This is a genomic window from Streptomyces sp. NBC_01384 (assembly GCF_045040035.1).
Lineage (GTDB): Bacteria > Actinomycetota > Actinomycetes > Streptomycetales > Streptomycetaceae > Streptomyces.
Window position 1 is genome coordinate 9,276,067 of sequence record NZ_CP109559.1, and the last position, 16,085, is coordinate 9,292,151.

The following is a 16,085-nucleotide window of genomic DNA, read 5'->3' on the forward strand; positions in this document are numbered from 1 at the left end:
TGGAGCCACAGAAGACGGCAAGATATAAGAAATGCGCCGATTTGCGCCGCTAGTATCAACGATGAAAGTCGGGAAGAACTCGCCAGGTCGACCCCCCGGAGATGTCCGTGCATGACGCTCCCGACACCTCCCCGAAGGCAGTCCCGTCCTTCGGGGCGGAACCTCTGGTCCGTATTCGCGGGCTCGGCAAGCGGTTCGGCGGGACCCTCGCGCTGGCCGGGGTCGACCTCGACGTCCACGCCGGCAGCGTCCTCGCCCTCCTCGGTCCCAACGGTGCCGGAAAGTCCACGCTCATCAAGGTGCTCGCCGGCGTCCACCACGCCGACGCCGGGCAGATCGCGGTGGACGGGCACCCGCTCGGGAGTCAGGCCGCCACCCGCAGCATGTCCTTCATCCACCAGGACCTCGGTCTCGTGGAATGGATGACGGTCGCCGAGAACATCGCTCTGAGCACCGGGTATCCCCGCCGCGCCGGCCTGATCTCCTGGAGGCGGACCCGGGAGCGCTGCGCCGACGCCCTGAAGATCGTCGCCGGACATCTCGACCCCGATGCGCCGATCGCCGGGCTCGCCCCTGCCGAGTGCTCGCTGGTCGCCATCGCGAGAGCCCTGGCGGCACGAGCGAAGCTCATCGTCCTCGACGAACCGACCGCCCGCCTCCCCGCCGCGGACTGCGCCCGGCTCTTCCGCGTGCTGCACGCCCTGCGCGACCGGGGGCACGGCATTCTCTACGTCAGCCACCGGCTGGACGAGGTGTACAAGGTCGCCGACACCTTTGCCGTCCTGCGCGACGGCCACCTCGTCAGCCACGGCCCGCTGGCGGGCCACAGTCCCGCCCGCCTGGTGCGCGACATCGTCGGCGAGGAACGGACCGGCTACCGCCCGGCCAGGGTCCCGGTCGACGGCCCGGCCGTCCTGACCCTCGACGGCGCACGGACCGCCGGCGCGGGACCGGTCAGCCTGGAACTCAGGGCCGGGGAAGTCCTGGGCCTGGTCGGTCTCACGGGCGCCGGGCACACGGACCTGGGCCGGGCCCTCGCCGGTTCCCGGCTCGTCCTCCACGGGCACGTCCTGCTCGGCGGGCGGCCGTACAACCCGCGCTCGGTCGCCGACGCCGTCGGGCTCGGCGTGGGTTTGGTGACCGGCGACAGACAGCGCGAGGGCTGCGCCGCCGAGCTGGCCGTACGGGAGAACTTCCTGGCCAACCCCCGCGCGGGAGGTCAGCCGGCGCTGTCCTGGATCAGCCCCCGCCACGAACGCGCCGAGGCCACCACCCTGATCGAACGTTTCTCGGTGCGTCCTCGCGACAGCGAGGCCCCCATCGCCACCCTGTCCGGCGGAAACCAGCAGAAAGTCATGATCGGCCGATGGCTCCGGGTCGGCCTGCGCCTGCTGATCCTCGAGGAGCCGACCGCGAGCGTGGACATCGGCGCCAAGGCCGCCATCTACCGTCTGCTCGACGACGCGCTGGCCGCCGGCCTCGCGGTCCTGCTCATTTCCACCGACTTCGAGGAGGTCGCGGGCGTGTGCCGGCGGGCCCTGGTCTTCGTCCGCGGGTCCGTGACGGCCGAGTTGAGTGGTCCGGCCCTCACCGTCGCCGGACTCACCCGCGCGGCGTCGGCCGTGCCCCTCTCCGGAACCGCGACGAACCCATGACGGCCTCTCCCTCCTCGCCCCGACCCCGGCCGCAGCGACCGCGTCCGCCGCGCCGCCTCGGCCGACCGGGCAGGCGGCAGCGACCACGCGGACCGGGCGGGCACCTCATCGGCACGTACGGCCTCCTCGCTCTCACCGCCCTGCTCTTCCTGATCTTCTCCCTCGCCCTGCCGCGTACCTTCCCCACGCTGGACACCGTCGACGCGATCCTGTCCATCCAGTCGATCCCGGCCGTCCTCGCGCTCGCCGCCACGGTCCCCATCGTGACGGGCAACTTCGACCTCTCCATCGGCTATGGCCTCGGCCTGGCGCATGTGATGGTGATGCAGCTCGTCGTCAACGACGGGTGGCCCTGGCCGCTCGCCTGCCTCGCGGTGATCATCGGCGGGGCGGGCGTGGGCGTTCTCAACGGTGTCATCGTCGAGTTCGGCCGGATCGACTCGTTCATCGCCACTCTGGGGACCGGCAGCATGCTGTACGCCGTGACCGGCTGGATCACCGGCGGCGGCCGGATCGTCCCCGGCCCGGGGGGCCTTCCGGCCGCCTTCACCGGCCTCTACGACTCCACGTTCCTCGGCCTTCCCGTCCCCGCCTTCTACGTGCTCGGGCTCGCCGTCGTCCTCTGGCTGGTGCTGGAACGGCTGCCGCTCGGCCGGTACCTGTACGTCATCGGCTCGAACCCGCGCGCCGCCGACCTCGTCGGTATCCGGACGCGCAGGTACTCCGTCTACGCGTTCACCGCATCGGGGCTGATCGTCGGCCTCGCCGGTGTGCTGCTCGCGGCCCAGCAGCAGATCGGCAATCCCAGCGTCGGCCTCGACTACCTGCTGCCCGCCTTCGTCGGCGCCCTCCTCGGCGCCACCGCGATCAAACCCGGCCGCCCCAACGCCATGGGCACCGTCGTCGCCGTCGCCGTCCTCGCCGTCGGCCTCACCGGCATCGGCCAGATGGGCGCCGACTTCTGGACGATTCCGCTGTTCTACGGCGGCACCCTGCTCATGGCCGTAGGCCTGTCCGGATACTCCGCCCGCCGCCTGCGCAGCGGCGCCGCAGCGGCCCGTGATTCGCCCGCCGCGGAGCCTCCACCGCCGTCCTCCCCCATGCGCGACGGTGGTGCAGCGGGCACCACTCCATGACCCACGCCACGGGGACCACCTGCGTGCCCCCGGCCGCATCTTCCGGCTCATTCCTCCGCGAGGAGCTCCCGTGCACGGCAACCGCAAAGCCACTCCCGGTGTCATGAGGGCTCGGTCCGCCGTCACCGTCCTGCTGGCCGCGGCAACCGTCCTCGCGGGCTGCGGACGCGGCTCGTCGAGTGGCCCGGGGGGCTCCTCCACGGGCCCGAGCGGCTGCCCCGCGGCCCATGCCCGGGCCCGGGCCGCCGTCGGACAGGCGATGAAGACCGACGTCCCTTGGAACGGGCCGACCAGCGGCCCCTCGGCGGTGTCCGGCAAGACCATCGTCTACGTCGCCGAGACCATGACCAATCCCGGAGTCGCGGGCGCCGCCGGCGGCGTGCGGGAAGCGGCAAGGGTCATCGGCTGGAACGTCCGGGTGATCGACGGCGGGGCCACGCCCGCCGGTATTCAGGCGGCAATGAGCGCGGCCGTGACCCTCAAACCCTCGGGCATCGTCATCGGCGGCTTCGACCCCAACTCGACCTCGCGGCAGGTCTCGCGGGCCGACGCGGCGGGCATCCCGCTCATCGGCTGGCACGCGGTCGCCGCTCCCGGACCCAGTCGGCGGCCCAGGCTCTTCACCAACGTCACCACCCGGGTCGAGGACGTGGCCGGAATCAGCGCGCAGTGGATCATCTCGCACTCCAACGGCCACGCCGGGGTCGTGCTCTTCACCGACGCCTCGATCCCCTTCGCCAGGAACAAGTCCGAGCTGATCCGCAAGGACCTCGCCATCTGCTCGGGCGTGAAACTGCTGTCGTACGAGAACATCCCGATCCCCGACGCGAGCAGCCGCACTCCCCGGGAGATCTCCTCTCTCCTCGCCCGCTTCCGGAGCAAGTGGACCCACTCCGTCGCCATCAACGATCTGTACTTCGCCGACGCCGCCCCCGCCTTCCGTGCCGCCGGCAAGAAAGGCTCCGGCCCACCCTTCAACATCGGCGCCGGCGACGGCGACCCCTCCGCCTTCCAGCGCATCAACAGCAAGCAGTACCAGGCCGCCACCGTCCCCGAGCCGCTGTCCCTGCAGGGCTGGCAGATCGTCGACGAGTTCAACCGCGCCTTCTCCGGGCGGCCCGCCAGCGGATATGTGGCCCCCGTCCACCTCAGCACGGCCGACAACAGCCACGGGGCCACGACCTGGGACCCGTCGGGCTATCGGGAGGCGTACCGGAGGATCTGGGGCAGGTAGGAGCAGTTTCACGGCGACGGGCCGAAGTCGGCGTGCGCGGACGGTGGCTCCGTAGCCATCTGCGGGGGCGGGGCGTACTCGGTGAGCAGGAGTGCGATGTCGTCCGCCCGGTCGGCGCGGGCCGTGCCCTCGTCCACCTCGGCAACGCCCTGCCGGCCGCCGGACCCGAGGCGGAGGCGCGAGACGCACGCACCCGCTGCCTCTCCCTCGGCGTCGCCCCCCCCATGCATCACCGAGTCCCGGGACAACTCGCGCGCCTCGACGCCCACTGAGGAGTCCCAGCGTCAGCGGGCCGCGCCGAAGTCCTGCGTCCAGTAGCTGCCGGGCTGCGCAAGGCCGACACCGATCTCCTTGAAACCGCAGTCCAGGATGTTGCGCTTGTGGCCGGGGCTGGACATCCAGCCCGCCATGACCTCCTCAGGGGTGGGGTATCCGTACGCGACGTTCTCGCCGTAGGAACTCCAGCTGTAGCCGGCGCGCGTGATCCGTGTGCCCGGATCCGAACCGTCGGAGCCCGTGTGCGACATGTTCTGGTGGCTCGCCATGTCCGCGCTGTGGTCCTGGGCGGCCTTCGAGAGCTTCGCGTTCAGGGTCACCGGGGAACAGCCGGCCTTGCTGCGCTCGCTGTTGACCAGGGCCACGACGCGAGCCACGGCGCCGGATGCCGGGGCCGCCGCGCCGGGGGTGCCCGACGATGCGGTGGTGGATGCCTTGGGTGCGGTGGGCGCCGTCGAGGCGGGCGCCTTGGGTGCGGTGGGCGCCGTCGAGGCGGGCGCCTTGGGGGCGGTAGGTGTCGTCGAGGTGGCTGCCTTGGGTGCGGTGGATGCCGTTGAGGCGGGCGCGGTGGCTGCAAGTGAACCCGGTGCCAGGCGCTGCGAGGTCCACTCCCGACCCTTCCACGACTCCTCCATGGACGCGTTCGTCCAGTTCCTCCACCGACCGTATGATTCGTCGTCCTTGGTGCCTTGATCGTTCAGACAGGCCATGGCGGCGGACGGTACTGCCAGCGCGCTCAGCATGACGGCAGCGATGGTTATCTGCCGGTGGCGCGTCTTCCTGCGGTGCTTGCTCATGCGGGCCTCGCTCGGTCGTCGCGGTGGCGCCTCCGGTGGGCCGGCTCCGCACGGATGTTGTGCCTGAGCTGTGGTGACGCCGTCTGGGGCCGTCATTGTTAAAACCTGAGTGAGTGAGCGGCAACGGGCTTCGTTACTACCCGGCCTCGTAGTCATCCCGCGCGCTTGAATCGGGCGCGCGGGTGTGCTGACCCGGCTCACCGGAGCGCCGCAGGGCCTGGCGCTCCGTCAGAAGGCCTCAGGTGCCCGGCAGGCGGCGTGAAGAGACCGAGTGAGACGTATGCCATCGAGTCATGTGCGCTGTATGTCTGTTTCCGGACGGCAAGTCTCCCTATATCGCCCGGGCCCCATGTACTACCGGACCGCGTTGATACGGGAAGTCGGCGTGATGGATGTCACCTCGAGCCGCTGCAACCATTCCCGGCGGTGGCCTCCCCTCAGGCCTTCGGTCGTGGTCTGCCCCGAGCGTGGCGCTGCCGGGCTCCCGGAAAACACGGGTCGCGCGGGCGGCGCGGGTCGCGCGGGTGCACGATCCCGATCGCTCTCGTTCGGCGCGGCAGCGGTCTCGCCCGGCAGTACGCCGCCCGGTTCGGCGTACACGTGATCCGCGAGCTGCTCCGCGTTCGGCCAGTCGTACGCGATGCTCGCCACCAGGGGCAGCCCGGTCAGGTGGCTCAGCCGGTTGCGCAGCAGGACGCTCATCAGCGAGTCCAGGCCCAGTTCCGTGAAGTTCCGGTCGACGGCGTCGGCCCCCGTGAGTCCGAGCACCGCGGCAACCTCGACGCGGATCAGCTTCACCAGGGCGGGCGCCCGCTCGGGCAGCGGCAGTGCCGTGAGTCGTTCCCGCCAGGCCCCGGAGGTGCCGTCCGGTTCGTCGCCCGCGGCCACCGCTGCGGGCGAGGCCGTCGGCCGGTCCGGGCGCAGCAGCCCACGCAGCGGTGGCGGAACGGGGCCCCGGCGGGCAGTGGTGCCGTCCGGTTCTCCCAGGACCGCCTGGACCTGGATCCGTTCCTCGTCGGCGGCGGGCAGGAACAGCGGGGACAGGAGGGCGAGATCCTCCAGCACGGCGAAAGAGCACGTGTCACCGGCGTGGAGCACCAGGTCGGCGAACGCGGCACGGCGCCAGGGCGTGTCCGCCCACGACCTGCGCTCTTCCAACTCCTCGTAGGTGACGGCGCGACGGCCGTCCAAGTAGACGGTCTTGCCTCCCGGCCGAGCCGAGCGCTCCCTCAAGGTCTCGGGCAGCGCACGCACCAACTCGCCCTGGAAAACGGCCATCCCCACCCCTTCGACCATAGATCGCAGATCGCAGACCGCAGACCGCTCACCGCAACGGTACGTCAGTCGAACAAGTGTTCGGTAGCGTGGCGTGCCGCCATCGACGATCTTCGACCCTCTGACCTTGCGCACGCCGCACGGCTTCTTGCGGACTTTGCGCGTGCGGATGCGTTTCTTGGGCATCGCCGGACACGGACGTTCACTCCCGTACATGTTCGCCGTCTCGTATGTCGGTGCATGGCTCGCAGGCTTCACAAGCTCCGCACAGCCCTAGGAGAACCCCCGTGTTCCGTCCCCCGGTCCGTCCCGTCACCGCGGCTGCCGCCGCGCTCGCAGCGGTCGGTGCTCTGACCGCCACTGCCGTCGCACCCGCCTCCGCGCACGCGCCCGCGCATGCCGCCCGGCACGTCCTGTTGCTGTCGGTCGACGGCCTGCACCAGTCCGACCTGGCCTGGTACGTGGCCCGTCATCCGGAGTCGGCGCTCGCCCGGCTCGCCACCGGTGGGGTGGAGTACACCCACGCGAGAACCACCAACCCCTCCGACTCGTTCCCCGGCCTGGTCGGCCAGCTCACCGGGGGCAACCCGGGTACCACGGGCGTCTACTACGACGACGGCTACAGCTCGGCCCTCCTCCCGGCCGGCACGACCGACTGCGCGGGTGCCAAGCCCGGCGCCGAGGTCGATTTCACGGAAGATCTCGACCGCAACAAGGACTCCATCGACGCCGGCCAGGGGCTGACCGGCCTGCCCGGCAGCATCCTGAAGATGACCGGCGACGCCCGGGGCCTCATCGACCCGTCGAAGCTGCCGGTCGACCCGAAGACCTGCAAGCCGGTCTACCCGCATGCGTATCTGAAGGTGAACACGGTCTTCGACGTGGCCAGGAAGGCCGGGCTGCGGACCGCCTGGTCCGACAAGCATGTCGCGTACGAGATCCTGAACGGCCCCTCCGGCAGCGGCGTCCAGGATCTGTTCGCCCCCGAGATCAACAGCCAGGCGATCGGCTACCGGGCCGGTACGGACTGGACGAAGGACAACGCGGCGACCGAGCAGTACGACGCGTACAAGGTGCGGGCCGTTCTCAACGAGATCGACGGCTACGACCACGGCCGCACCCACAAGGCCGGCACTCCGGCGGTCTTCGGCATGAACTTCCAGTCCGTCTCGACCGCCCAGAAACTGCCCGCTTCCGACGGACTGACGGGCGGTTATGTGGCGAAGGGGGTGCCCGGCCCGCTGCTGGCCAAGAACCTGGCCTTCGTCGACCAGGAGGTCGGGGGGTTCCTCGCCGAACTCCGCAAGCAGCACCTCGACGGCAGCACGACCGTCATCCTGTCCTCCAAGCACGGTCAGTCGCCGACCGATCCCAAGGCCCTGACCCGTATCGACGACGGCGCGCTGCTCGACGGCCTCAACGCCGCCTGGAAGAAGGCTCACCCGGGCGTCGGTGACCTGGTCGCCCACGCCGTGGACGACGACGCCATGCTCATCTGGCTCGCCGACCGCTCGGCCGCCGCCACCGCCTTCGCCCAGGCCTACCTGCTCGCCCAGTCCGGCACCGGCAACGGCATCGACGGCAAGGCCAGGCCCTTCACGGCGAGCGGACTGAAGACCCTGTACGCCGGTGCGGCCGCCGCCCGCTACTTCCACGTGCGGCCGGGCGATTCGCGGGTGCCGGACCTGTTCGGCATCGCCCGGTACGGCGTCGTCTACACCGGCGGCAAGGGCAAGATCGCCGAGCACGGTGGCGCCCACGCCGACGACCTCGACGTCCCGCTCGTCGTCTCCGGCGCCGCCACCCCGCACGGCGTACGTGTCGGCGGCCCGGTGGAGACCACGCAGATCGCCCCGACGATCCTGCGGCTGCTCGGCCTCAACCCCCGGGCCCTGGACGCCGTTCGCATCGAACACACCGCTGCGCTGCCGGTGCGCTGACACCGTCCCCGGTGCTCCGGGGGCGGGACCGTCGCCGTGCCGGCGGTCCCGCCCCGAGCCCGCGGTCCATCGGGCGGTCCGGCGGGCTCCGTGACTGCGCTACGATGATCTCAAGCGTTCGGCCGGAATTCGCGGCGGTACGACTGGCGTTGGTGGTCCAAGGAAAGACGTCCCGCTTCCTGCGGGGAAATGCAGGTGCAAGGCCTGCCCGGCGCTCTACACGGCCCCGCCTCTTGTGTTCTGGAGGCGGGGCTTGTCCTTTGGGCCGATCCCCGGCAGTCGTAGTTCTCGGCTTGCCCCGGGTTCGGCCGGCACGCCCTCGGGGGTCACGATCGTCGCCACCGACGCGACCGCTTCGTCGCCGGAGCTCGCGGCCCCGAACACGCTCGGCGGCGTCAGCGGTCTGCTGCCGCGGACGGCTGGGGCCATCAGCGTCGTACGCCGCCGCCGAAAAACTGGCCGGCCGTGTCGCTGCGGGCGACGACCCCGAACGGGGGCCGGACGTCGTCGAGGAACTGCTGAGGGCCAACTCCGCGACGTACATGACCTTCCCCCGGATGACCGCCGAGCCCGTCGACCTGAACGACACCGCCATCGCACCCGGCCGGGCCGGAGCGGCGGACAGGGTCGGCACTACGCGGGCTGACGGCGCTGCACGTCACCTGGTGAGGGGGCTCCCGACGGTGGGCGGGCGGTGTCGGTTCGTCCCTATGCGGCCGGCGTGCGAGAGGCCGCGGCGAGGATTCCGTCGAGGAGGACGTCCATGGCCCACTCGGAGCGGTCCGGGCCGTCTCCGGAGATGAGTTCGTCGCCGAGCCGGGCGATGTGGGGGTAGCGGGTCGGGTCTGCCGTGGCGATCTTCGTGGCGAGGGCGGAGAACTCGTCGGCCGCCTGCGCCGGGGATTTGGGGCCGCTGTGTTCGACGGCTACGGCGGTGGGGTGCAGCAGCAGGAGGTCCAGGCCCCAGGCGGCCGCGCGGCCCGAGACACCGCCCTCGTCCAGGAGAGCGAGGATCGAGTCGGCCAGTGCCATGTAGTTCGGGCCGCTGGGTTGTGTGGACAGTGCCATGCGGGCGATCTCCGGATGCTGGAAGAGGATCTGCCCGTAGTCGGTCAACAGGGTCTTCAGTCGCTCCCGCCACGTTCCCGCTTCGGGCGAGGGCAGGGTGACGGGTCCCAGGAGGCAGTCGAGGATCTGGGCGTGCAGGTCCGCGGTGTCGCGGACGTAGACGTACAGGGAGGCGGGCCCGGTGTCGAGAGCCGCGGCGATGCGACGCATCGTCACCTTGATCTCCGCGTCGGAAGCGCGGCCGTCGGCCAGTCGGGCCATCTCGAAGGCCTGCTTGTGATGCGGGATCATCGTCTGCGCGAAGGTGACGTCCGCGTCGTCGAAGTCCCCGGCCTTGGCGGCAGTCGTCGCTGTGGCCGTCGCCGAGCCCTTGCCGCTGCCGTGGTCCATGCTGCTCATGTCGTTGCCGCTGTCGCCGCAGGCGGAGAGCAACAGGGCTCCGGCGGCCACGACACCGACGGCCGCGATGCGGCCTCGGGCAGACACACCGCGGCGGGGCAGTCAGGGCGTCCGTACAGGGGTCCGCGTCGGTTGCCGCCGAGGGCCGTCGGCCGGAGTGGACGGTGCTCACCTCGTGCCGCATCGGGCCGTTCGACCAGCCGCGCTCGGTCCGCCGGGCGGCCGGGCAGACGGTGGTGTCGATCGTGTCGAGGGTTCCTTGTACCTGCTGGTGCCACCCCGGCCACGTGACGGGGGAGTCCCCGCGCCGCTATGAGGAGTGTGCGGGCGGGGACTTTTCAGGCGGCCGGGCGGACGTCTTCCAGGTCGAGGAGCTGTTGCTTGCGCTCCAGGCCGCCGGCGTAGCCGGTGAGGGCGCCGTTGGCACCGATCACACGATGGCAGGGCCGTACGACCAGCAGCGGGTTCGCACCGATCGCCGTGCCCACGGCGCGCACCGCGGCCCTCGACGCGCCGATCTGCGCGGCGATCTCGCCGTAGCTGAGCGTGGTCCCGTACGGAATGGCCTCCAGGGCCTTCCAGACCCGCTGCTGGAATTCGCTGCCACGGCTGACGTACTCGATGTCGAAGTGGGTGAGCCGGCCGTCGAAGTAGGAGCGCAGTTGAGAAACGATCTCCGTGAACGCGTCCGCGTCCGCGCTCCAGTCTTCCTGGACGACCGCGCCGTACTTCTGGCCCGGCACGGAGAGCGAGGCGAGCGCGGTGCCGCCCTTCGCGGTGGCCGACTCCTCGCCCACCAGCAGCAGTTCACCCAGAGGGCTGTCCATGGTCGTGTAGACCGTCATCGCTCTCGTTCCTTTCCCAGATCCTCACATTGTGTTCCACCGTCAACACTGCGCTCGCCGCGGCGGTTCCTCCGGCGGAATTCGGACGTCACGCTTCGCCGGGGCGGCGCCGGTCGGCGGCGGCGTTCCAGAAGTGGTGCATGGCGTACGTGCGCCAGGGGCGCCAGGCTTCGGCGTCGACGGCCTCGGCGCCCGCGTGCCGCATCCCGGCCCGGACGGCCGCGTCACCGGTGAGCAGGACGTCAGGGTCGCCGAGCCCGCGCATGCGGATGTAGCCGGCCGTCCACGGGCCGATGCCGCGCAGGCCGAGGAGCGCCTTCTCGGTCTCGTCCCGGTCCGCCCCCGGGTCGAGGCTGACGGTGCCGTCGGCGAGCGCCGCGGTGATCGTGCGCAGGGTGTCGCGCCGTGAGCCGGGCATGCCGAGCTCGTCGAATGACGCCGCGGCCAGCCGGTCGCTGGTGGGGAAGACGTGGGTGAGCGCGCCGCTGGGGGCCCCGAGTGGCTGACCGTATGAGGTGACCAGAGCGCCGGCGAGTCTCCGTCCCGCGGCCACGGAGACTTGTTGGCCCAGCACGGCCCGCACCGCGAGTTCGTCCGGATCCGCGGCGCCGGGGGCGCGCAGTCCCGGGCGCCGGGCGACCAGCGGGGCGAGCGCCGCGGCGGCGCCCAGCCGCTCGCCCACCGCGTAGGGGTCGGCGTCCAGGTCGAACAGCCGACGCATCCGCTGGGTGGCGGTGGTCAGATCGCGCAGATCACTCAGGTGCAGCCGGCACTCCAGCCAGCCACCCGCCCCGAGCCTCTCGCCGGCCTCGGCGATACCGGTGCCGTTCGGGAGACGCAGGGTGCGCCGGTAGCGGCGGGCCCCACGCTCGCCGGTGATCTCCTCGATACCGGTGACGGCGCGGGCGGCGAGGTGGTCGAAGACCTCGGCCACCGCGTACGGGCCGCGATAAGCCAGGCGCAGCGGCACCCCGGCCCCGCCGTTCGCGGTACCGACAGATCCGTAACGGGAGGAGCGCCCCGGCTTGGCGGTCCGCAGTTCGCTGGGCGTGAGGGCGTAGATCTCGCGGATCGTGTCGTTGAACTGCCGCACGCTGGCGAACCCCGCCGCGAACGCGATCTCGGCGGCCCGCATGGTCGTGGTCTGCAACAGGATCCGCGCGGTGTGCGCCCGCTGCGCCCGGGCCAGCGCGATCGGGCCGGCGCCGACCTCCGCGTTCAGCTGCCGCTGCACCTGCCGGGCGCTGTAGCCCAGGTGGGCGGCGAGCCCTGCCACGCCCTCGCGGTCGACGACACCGTCGCCGATCAGCCGCATCGCCCGGCCCACCGCGTCGGCGCGCACGTTCCACTCCGCGGAGCCGGGCACCGCGTCCGGGCGGCAGCGGCGGCAGGCCCGGAAGCCGGAGCCCTGCGCGGCGGCCGCGGTGGGGAAGAAGGACACGTTCTGCCGTTTGGGTGTGGTGGCCGGGCAGCTGGGGCGGCAGTAGATCCCGGTCGTGGACACGGCGAAGAAGAAGTCGCCGTCGAACCGGGCGTCGCGGCTGCACACCGCCTCGTACCTGCTGTCATCGGTCGTCACCGTTCCATGGTGCGCCCGGCGACGCGGCCCCACTGGCGGGAAACGGACATCGTGCTCGCCCGCGCGGGGCGGCCGGCGGGCGTTGTGGAAGGCGATCCCGAGGATGGTGAGCCGGCCGGACTCGACGGCGTCGGTGCCGTGGCGTACGCGGTGGCGGCGGTAGCCGTTCCTGCCGTGGACCGGACGGTGTCGGACCGGGAAGATCACCTGATGGTCGCCTTCCGGCCGCGGGGATGCCGGCGGCATTCGGACGTCGCGTTCGCGGCGAGAGTCCGATGCCAGATCTCGTTGCCGAAGGCGCTGGTGTCAAAAGACGTACGAGAGAGACGTGACCGACCTCTGTTCCGGTGACCTACCGGCCGGTATACAAGCGATGTTGAGAGACGGTTGCGCTCGGGCTCGCTGTGCCGGCGACGACGGAGGAGAGTTGATGAACCATCACATGGTCCGGAGTGGCCGCACCCGAAGACGGCGACGCGCCACCACGCTGGGGGCCGCTCTCGGCTGCGGCGTCCTGTTCCTCGGCGCCGCCGCCGCATCTCCCGCCGCCGCGAGCGGACCGCACTCCCCTTGGGGAGCGAAGTATGTGGCGCTCGGCGACTCGTACACTTCTGGCCCCCTGATTCCGCGTCAGGTCGACGCCAACTGTGCCCGGTCCGACCAGAACTACCCGTCGCTCGTTGCGGCGAAGTGGCCGACCAGCACCTTCACGGATGTGAGCTGCAGCGGTGCGACGACCGAGGAGATGTGGAAGCCGCAGGGAACCAACGGTCCCCAACTGGACGCCCTGGGGCACTCCACGGATCTGGTGACCGTTCAGATAGGGGGCAACGACGTCGGCTTCGGGTCCATCATCGGCACCTGCGCCGCGCTGAGTTCCAAGGATCCGTCGGGAGACCCCTGTCGGCAGTACTACAACGCGTCGGGGGTCGACCGGCTGACGCTGAACATCCTCGAGACGGCTCCCAAGCTCGCGCGGGTGCTGCGCGCCGTCCACGAAAGGGCCCCGCACGCACGGGTGCTCGTGGTCGGCTACCCGGACCTCCTGCCCGACGACGGCAGCGGCTGCTATCCGTCCGTCCCGTTCGCCGCCGGGGACTTCGCCTACCTGCGTGACGTCGGCAAGCGGCTCAACCTGATGATGCGTACGGTGGCCTGGTTCAACCGCGCCGAGTACGTCGACACGTACAAACCCACGATCGGGCATGACATGTGCAAGGCGCCCGCCGATCGCTGGATCGAGCCGCTGCAGCCCGCTTCACCCGCCGCCCCCGCACACCCCAACGCCAAGGGCGAGGCGGCCATGGCGCAGGCGGTGCTCAAGGGACTGTCCAGGGGCGACGCGCGCCAGGCGAAGGAGAAGACCACGGACGTCTTGCGTCCCTGACGTCCTCCCGCACGCAGGGGCGGACATCGCCGGACAGGGGACATTCGTCAGACAGGGGACATTCGTCAGACAGGGGAGGGGCCCGTCACGTGGAGTGACGGGCCCCTCCCCTGTCTTCTGTCTTCCCTGTCCACGCCAGATGCACAGCGGACGCATCGCGGACGCACGCCGGATCTACACCGGATGCAGGAAAACTGGTGAGCGACGTATCGTCTGCTCGTCGGCGATGACTGTGTAGGGAGCCCTTCATGACCACGGCCAAGGACCTCTTGATCATCGCCATTGACATGGACCCGAGCCGCCCTGTGGGACAGGGCGACCTGTCGCTGGCGCTCGCCGGAGCCGAGGTGATCGACCTCCTCCGCGCTCGCGCCCTCGAACTGGACGGCGACCGTATCGTGCCGGCCCAGCAGCCGACGACGGAAGATCACCTGGACGATCGCCTCCTGGCCGAGGCCGCGTCGGCACTCGCGCCGCAAGTGCCGTACGAGTCGGTCGCGGACTGGCTGTGGCGCAGGGGCAGCGGCCTGTCCTCGGCCTATCGGGTCGCCCTCGAACGCAGCGGCGAACTGACGCGGCAACGCCATCGCCGGATGCCGTTCGGGGCCACCCGGGTGGTGGTGGTCGATTCACCCGCTCGTCGCCGGGCCAGGAACCGCTGGGCGGCGGACGAGCCCATCCTCGCCGTCCTCGCGGCGGCCGTCGGGATTCAGGGTGACCAGACCGCCGACGTGGCGGGTGTGACCGACGACGAGGTGACGACCGTGCTGGCCGCCGTGCACGACGCGGTCATGGAACTGGAAGCCGAACGCCAGCGCCGGTCCATCGAAAACGCGGCGTTCGCCAACCTCTGGCGAGGTGCCTGAGGAGAGCGGGCGCGGCCCGCAGCGGCCCCGCGCGGCCCGGTGCCCGGGGCTGCCCGGTACTCCGCGGTGCCTCGCAGGCGCCGACGAGGGTGACCCAGCCGTACGGTGCGCGCGGACCGCCATGCCCAACCGGTTTCGCGGCCTGGCCTGCGGGCGTCACCCGTGACCGGTAGCGATCACTCGGGTGCGCCGGGCTCGGTCCCGGGCCCGCCCGCGCCCCGGTCCGGGGCATCGTCGCGCATCGCCGGGCGCCGTGCTCGCACGGTGTCCGCGACCCGCTGAAACGTCCTCGTCAGCTGGTTCAACCGGCGCCCGTCCTGGCTGCCGGACATCTCTGGCGCGCCGGACGCCGTACCCCGGAAGTCCTTGATCGAGGCCAGCGCCGCATGCGCGAGTTCGGTCGCCTCGCGGTACTGATCGCGCGACTTGGTCATGGCATCGAGAGCTTCGGCGTAGACAGCCACCAGCGTGCGCGCCTCCTCCAGCGTCAGCAGATGCCAGTCCTCCCGGAGCCCGGTGACGGCGTCCGCCGCTGCTTCCGGCAGCGGCCAGGGCAGCGCGGCGTACCGTACGACCTTCTCCAGGAGCTCCGTGGGCTCCGAGCCGTCGAGGAACACACTGCGTACGGTGAAGTCCCGCTCCTCGTACCCGAGTCGGGCGGGCGAGCCGGGCAGGATCACGGCGCCACCGCGCGGTACCCGCACGCCCAGGTCGTACAGCGCCCAGTTGACCGCCTGGAACTGCTCGGGTGCGGCGCGGTGTTCCACGACACGGTGCCGCAGCCCGGGCGGGAGCAGGCGCGCCAACGGGAGGCGACCGCGATGGTCGGTGGTCATCGCCTCGTGGACGACGACGTTGATGCTCCAGCTGTGGTGTGCGGCCTCCCTGAGCAGGCGGCGCAGTGCCTTGTCCTCCTGCGGCAGCGGGTTGATGTCCCGCAGCCGGAGCCCGCCGACCAGGTCGTGGTCCCAGGGGATCTCGCTCTCCTCGGGCCAGAACATGGTCGCGGGGGAGGGCCACGCGGGGTCCCAGGGCCTCTCCGCCTCGGCCGCCAGCGTCCAGCGCCGTTCCTCGTCCGCGTGCTCGCGTCCGTCGGTCGTGAGCCGGGCCCGGACCGTGATGGCGTCGGCGACCTGCCAGCGGGCCTCGAAGACGTGCCCGTCGGGCTCCGAGGAGTTCTCGGTCTCCAGGAAGTCGTGGATCGTCTCGTCGGCCTTCAGCTTGCGCAGGTGTTCCCTGAGGACTTCCTGCGGGGCGGGGCCGGCATGGCGCCCGCCGGCCAGCCAGACGGTTTCCGGAGCGGTGGCGCGGGTGCTGGGGAGCTTGGGCATGAGTCACTCTGCGGGTGGGAGGCGGGGTGCGGTCCCAGTATGGTCACCGCGGGTCGCGGGCCGGCAGGCGGGGGCCATGAAGATCACGTCTGCGGAGCCCATGACGGAGCTCGCGCTCATCGGCGCGGCGTGGAAACGAGTCGTGCACCGGACCGGAAAATCGAAGAAAATTGTATCTGTCCCCTTGTTTTGGGGCCGTCAAACCATAAAACTTTGTGCGGTGTTCGTCGCCCATAATGACCGTCCAGGTTCGAGACGCGGCGATGTCCGGTGAATTTCACGTCGCGTTCGCAACCC

13 protein-coding genes are annotated in these 16,085 nt (G+C 71.1%); 6 read left to right on the forward strand and 7 right to left on the reverse strand.

The annotated features are described in order from the left end of the window. The first annotated feature begins 107 nt into the window (after positions 1-107). The 3 genes from OG747_RS42590 (at position 108) to OG747_RS42600 (ending at position 4,025) form a co-directional block, all read left to right on the forward strand. On the forward strand, positions 108-1,655 hold the full coding sequence (locus OG747_RS42590) for a sugar ABC transporter ATP-binding protein (protein WP_405885986.1): 1,548 nt from the start codon (positions 108-110) through the stop codon (positions 1,653-1,655). Continuing rightward, positions 1,652-2,791: an ABC transporter permease gene (locus OG747_RS42595; protein WP_405884685.1), complete on the forward strand. Its 1,140-nt coding sequence runs from the start codon at positions 1,652-1,654 to the stop codon at positions 2,789-2,791. The genes OG747_RS42590 and OG747_RS42595 overlap by 4 nt, the downstream gene beginning before the upstream one ends. Before the next feature lie 70 nt (positions 2,792-2,861). After that, positions 2,862-4,025 (forward strand): substrate-binding domain-containing protein, encoded by a 1,164-nt coding sequence (locus OG747_RS42600; RefSeq protein WP_405884686.1) that lies wholly within the window; start codon positions 2,862-2,864, stop codon positions 4,023-4,025. Positions 4,026-4,033: 8 nt separating this feature from the next. Here the strand turns inward: OG747_RS42600 and OG747_RS42605 are convergent, their stop codons facing one another. The 3 genes from OG747_RS42605 to OG747_RS42615 all read right to left on the reverse strand — a co-directional run bounded on the left by OG747_RS42605 (position 4,034) and on the right by OG747_RS42615 (position 6,376). Beyond that, positions 4,034-4,255 carry a hypothetical protein gene (locus OG747_RS42605; protein WP_405884687.1) on the reverse strand — a complete coding sequence of 74 codons (222 nt, stop codon included), beginning with the start codon at positions 4,253-4,255 and terminating at the stop codon, positions 4,034-4,036. A 54-nt stretch (positions 4,256-4,309) separates the two neighbouring features. Then, positions 4,310-5,098: a CAP domain-containing protein gene (locus OG747_RS42610; protein WP_405884688.1), complete on the reverse strand. Its 789-nt coding sequence runs from the start codon at positions 5,096-5,098 to the stop codon at positions 4,310-4,312. Between the two features lie 354 nt (positions 5,099-5,452). Continuing rightward, on the reverse strand, positions 5,453-6,376 hold the full coding sequence (locus OG747_RS42615) for a phosphopantetheine-binding protein (protein ID WP_405884689.1): 924 nt from the start codon (positions 6,374-6,376) through the stop codon (positions 5,453-5,455). A 284-nt stretch (positions 6,377-6,660) separates the two neighbouring features. Here OG747_RS42615 and OG747_RS42620 point away from each other — a divergent pair, with 284 nt between their 5' ends. Further along, a complete protein-coding gene (locus OG747_RS42620) occupies positions 6,661-8,313 on the forward strand; it encodes an alkaline phosphatase family protein (RefSeq protein WP_405884691.1) in 1,653 nt (550 codons plus the stop codon). Positions 8,314-9,021: 708 nt separating this feature from the next. Here the strand turns inward: OG747_RS42620 and OG747_RS42625 are convergent. The 3 genes from OG747_RS42625 to OG747_RS42635 form a co-directional block, all read right to left on the reverse strand. Continuing rightward, on the reverse strand, positions 9,022-9,867 hold the full coding sequence (locus OG747_RS42625; protein ID WP_405884692.1) for a TetR/AcrR family transcriptional regulator C-terminal domain-containing protein: 846 nt from the start codon (positions 9,865-9,867) through the stop codon (positions 9,022-9,024). Between the two features lie 251 nt (positions 9,868-10,118). Next, on the reverse strand, positions 10,119-10,625 hold the full coding sequence (locus OG747_RS42630) for a methylated-DNA--[protein]-cysteine S-methyltransferase (RefSeq protein WP_405884693.1): 507 nt from the start codon (positions 10,623-10,625) through the stop codon (positions 10,119-10,121). Positions 10,626-10,713: 88 nt separating this feature from the next. Further along, positions 10,714-12,450 carry a 2OG-Fe(II) oxygenase gene (locus OG747_RS42635; RefSeq protein WP_405884694.1) on the reverse strand — a complete coding sequence of 579 codons (1,737 nt, stop codon included), beginning with the start codon at positions 12,448-12,450 and terminating at the stop codon, positions 10,714-10,716. A gap of 184 nt (positions 12,451-12,634) precedes the next feature. Here OG747_RS42635 and OG747_RS42640 point away from each other — a divergent pair, with 184 nt between their 5' ends. Then, positions 12,635-13,591, forward strand: coding sequence for an SGNH/GDSL hydrolase family protein (locus OG747_RS42640; RefSeq protein ID WP_405884695.1), 957 nt, complete (start codon positions 12,635-12,637; stop codon positions 13,589-13,591). Between the two features lie 248 nt (positions 13,592-13,839). Next, a complete protein-coding gene (locus tag OG747_RS42645; protein WP_405884696.1) occupies positions 13,840-14,457 on the forward strand; it encodes a GPP34 family phosphoprotein in 618 nt (205 codons plus the stop codon). Between the two features lie 176 nt (positions 14,458-14,633). On the opposite strand, the gene OG747_RS42650 is transcribed toward OG747_RS42645, so the two are convergent. Then, the gene (locus OG747_RS42650) at positions 14,634-15,788 is read right to left on the reverse strand and encodes a hypothetical protein (RefSeq protein WP_405884697.1); all 1,155 of its coding nucleotides are present in this window, start codon (positions 15,786-15,788) and stop codon (positions 14,634-14,636) included. Between the last annotated feature and the right edge of the window lie 297 nt (positions 15,789-16,085).

Excerpts from the sequence above, each read along its gene's own strand:
- OG747_RS42615 (WP_405884689.1), bottom strand. The coding sequence starts at position 6,376 with ATGGCCGTTTTCCAGGGCGAGTTGGTGCGTGCGCTGCCCGAGACCTTG.
- OG747_RS42610 (WP_405884688.1), bottom strand. The coding sequence starts at position 5,098 with ATGAGCAAGCACCGCAGGAAGACGCGCCACCGGCAGATAACCATCGCT.
- OG747_RS42640 (WP_405884695.1), top strand. The coding sequence starts at position 12,635 with ATGAACCATCACATGGTCCGGAGTGGCCGCACCCGAAGACGGCGACGC.
- OG747_RS42650 (WP_405884697.1), bottom strand. The coding sequence starts at position 15,788 with ATGCCCAAGCTCCCCAGCACCCGCGCCACCGCTCCGGAAACCGTCTGG.
- OG747_RS42635 (WP_405884694.1), bottom strand. The coding sequence starts at position 12,450 with ATGCCGCCGGCATCCCCGCGGCCGGAAGGCGACCATCAGGTGATCTTC.
- OG747_RS42605 (WP_405884687.1), bottom strand. The coding sequence starts at position 4,255 with ATGCATGGGGGGGGCGACGCCGAGGGAGAGGCAGCGGGTGCGTGCGTC.
- OG747_RS42645 (WP_405884696.1), top strand. The coding sequence starts at position 13,840 with ATGACCACGGCCAAGGACCTCTTGATCATCGCCATTGACATGGACCCG.
- OG747_RS42630 (WP_405884693.1), bottom strand. The coding sequence starts at position 10,625 with ATGACGGTCTACACGACCATGGACAGCCCTCTGGGTGAACTGCTGCTG.
- OG747_RS42595 (WP_405884685.1), top strand. The coding sequence starts at position 1,652 with ATGACGGCCTCTCCCTCCTCGCCCCGACCCCGGCCGCAGCGACCGCGT.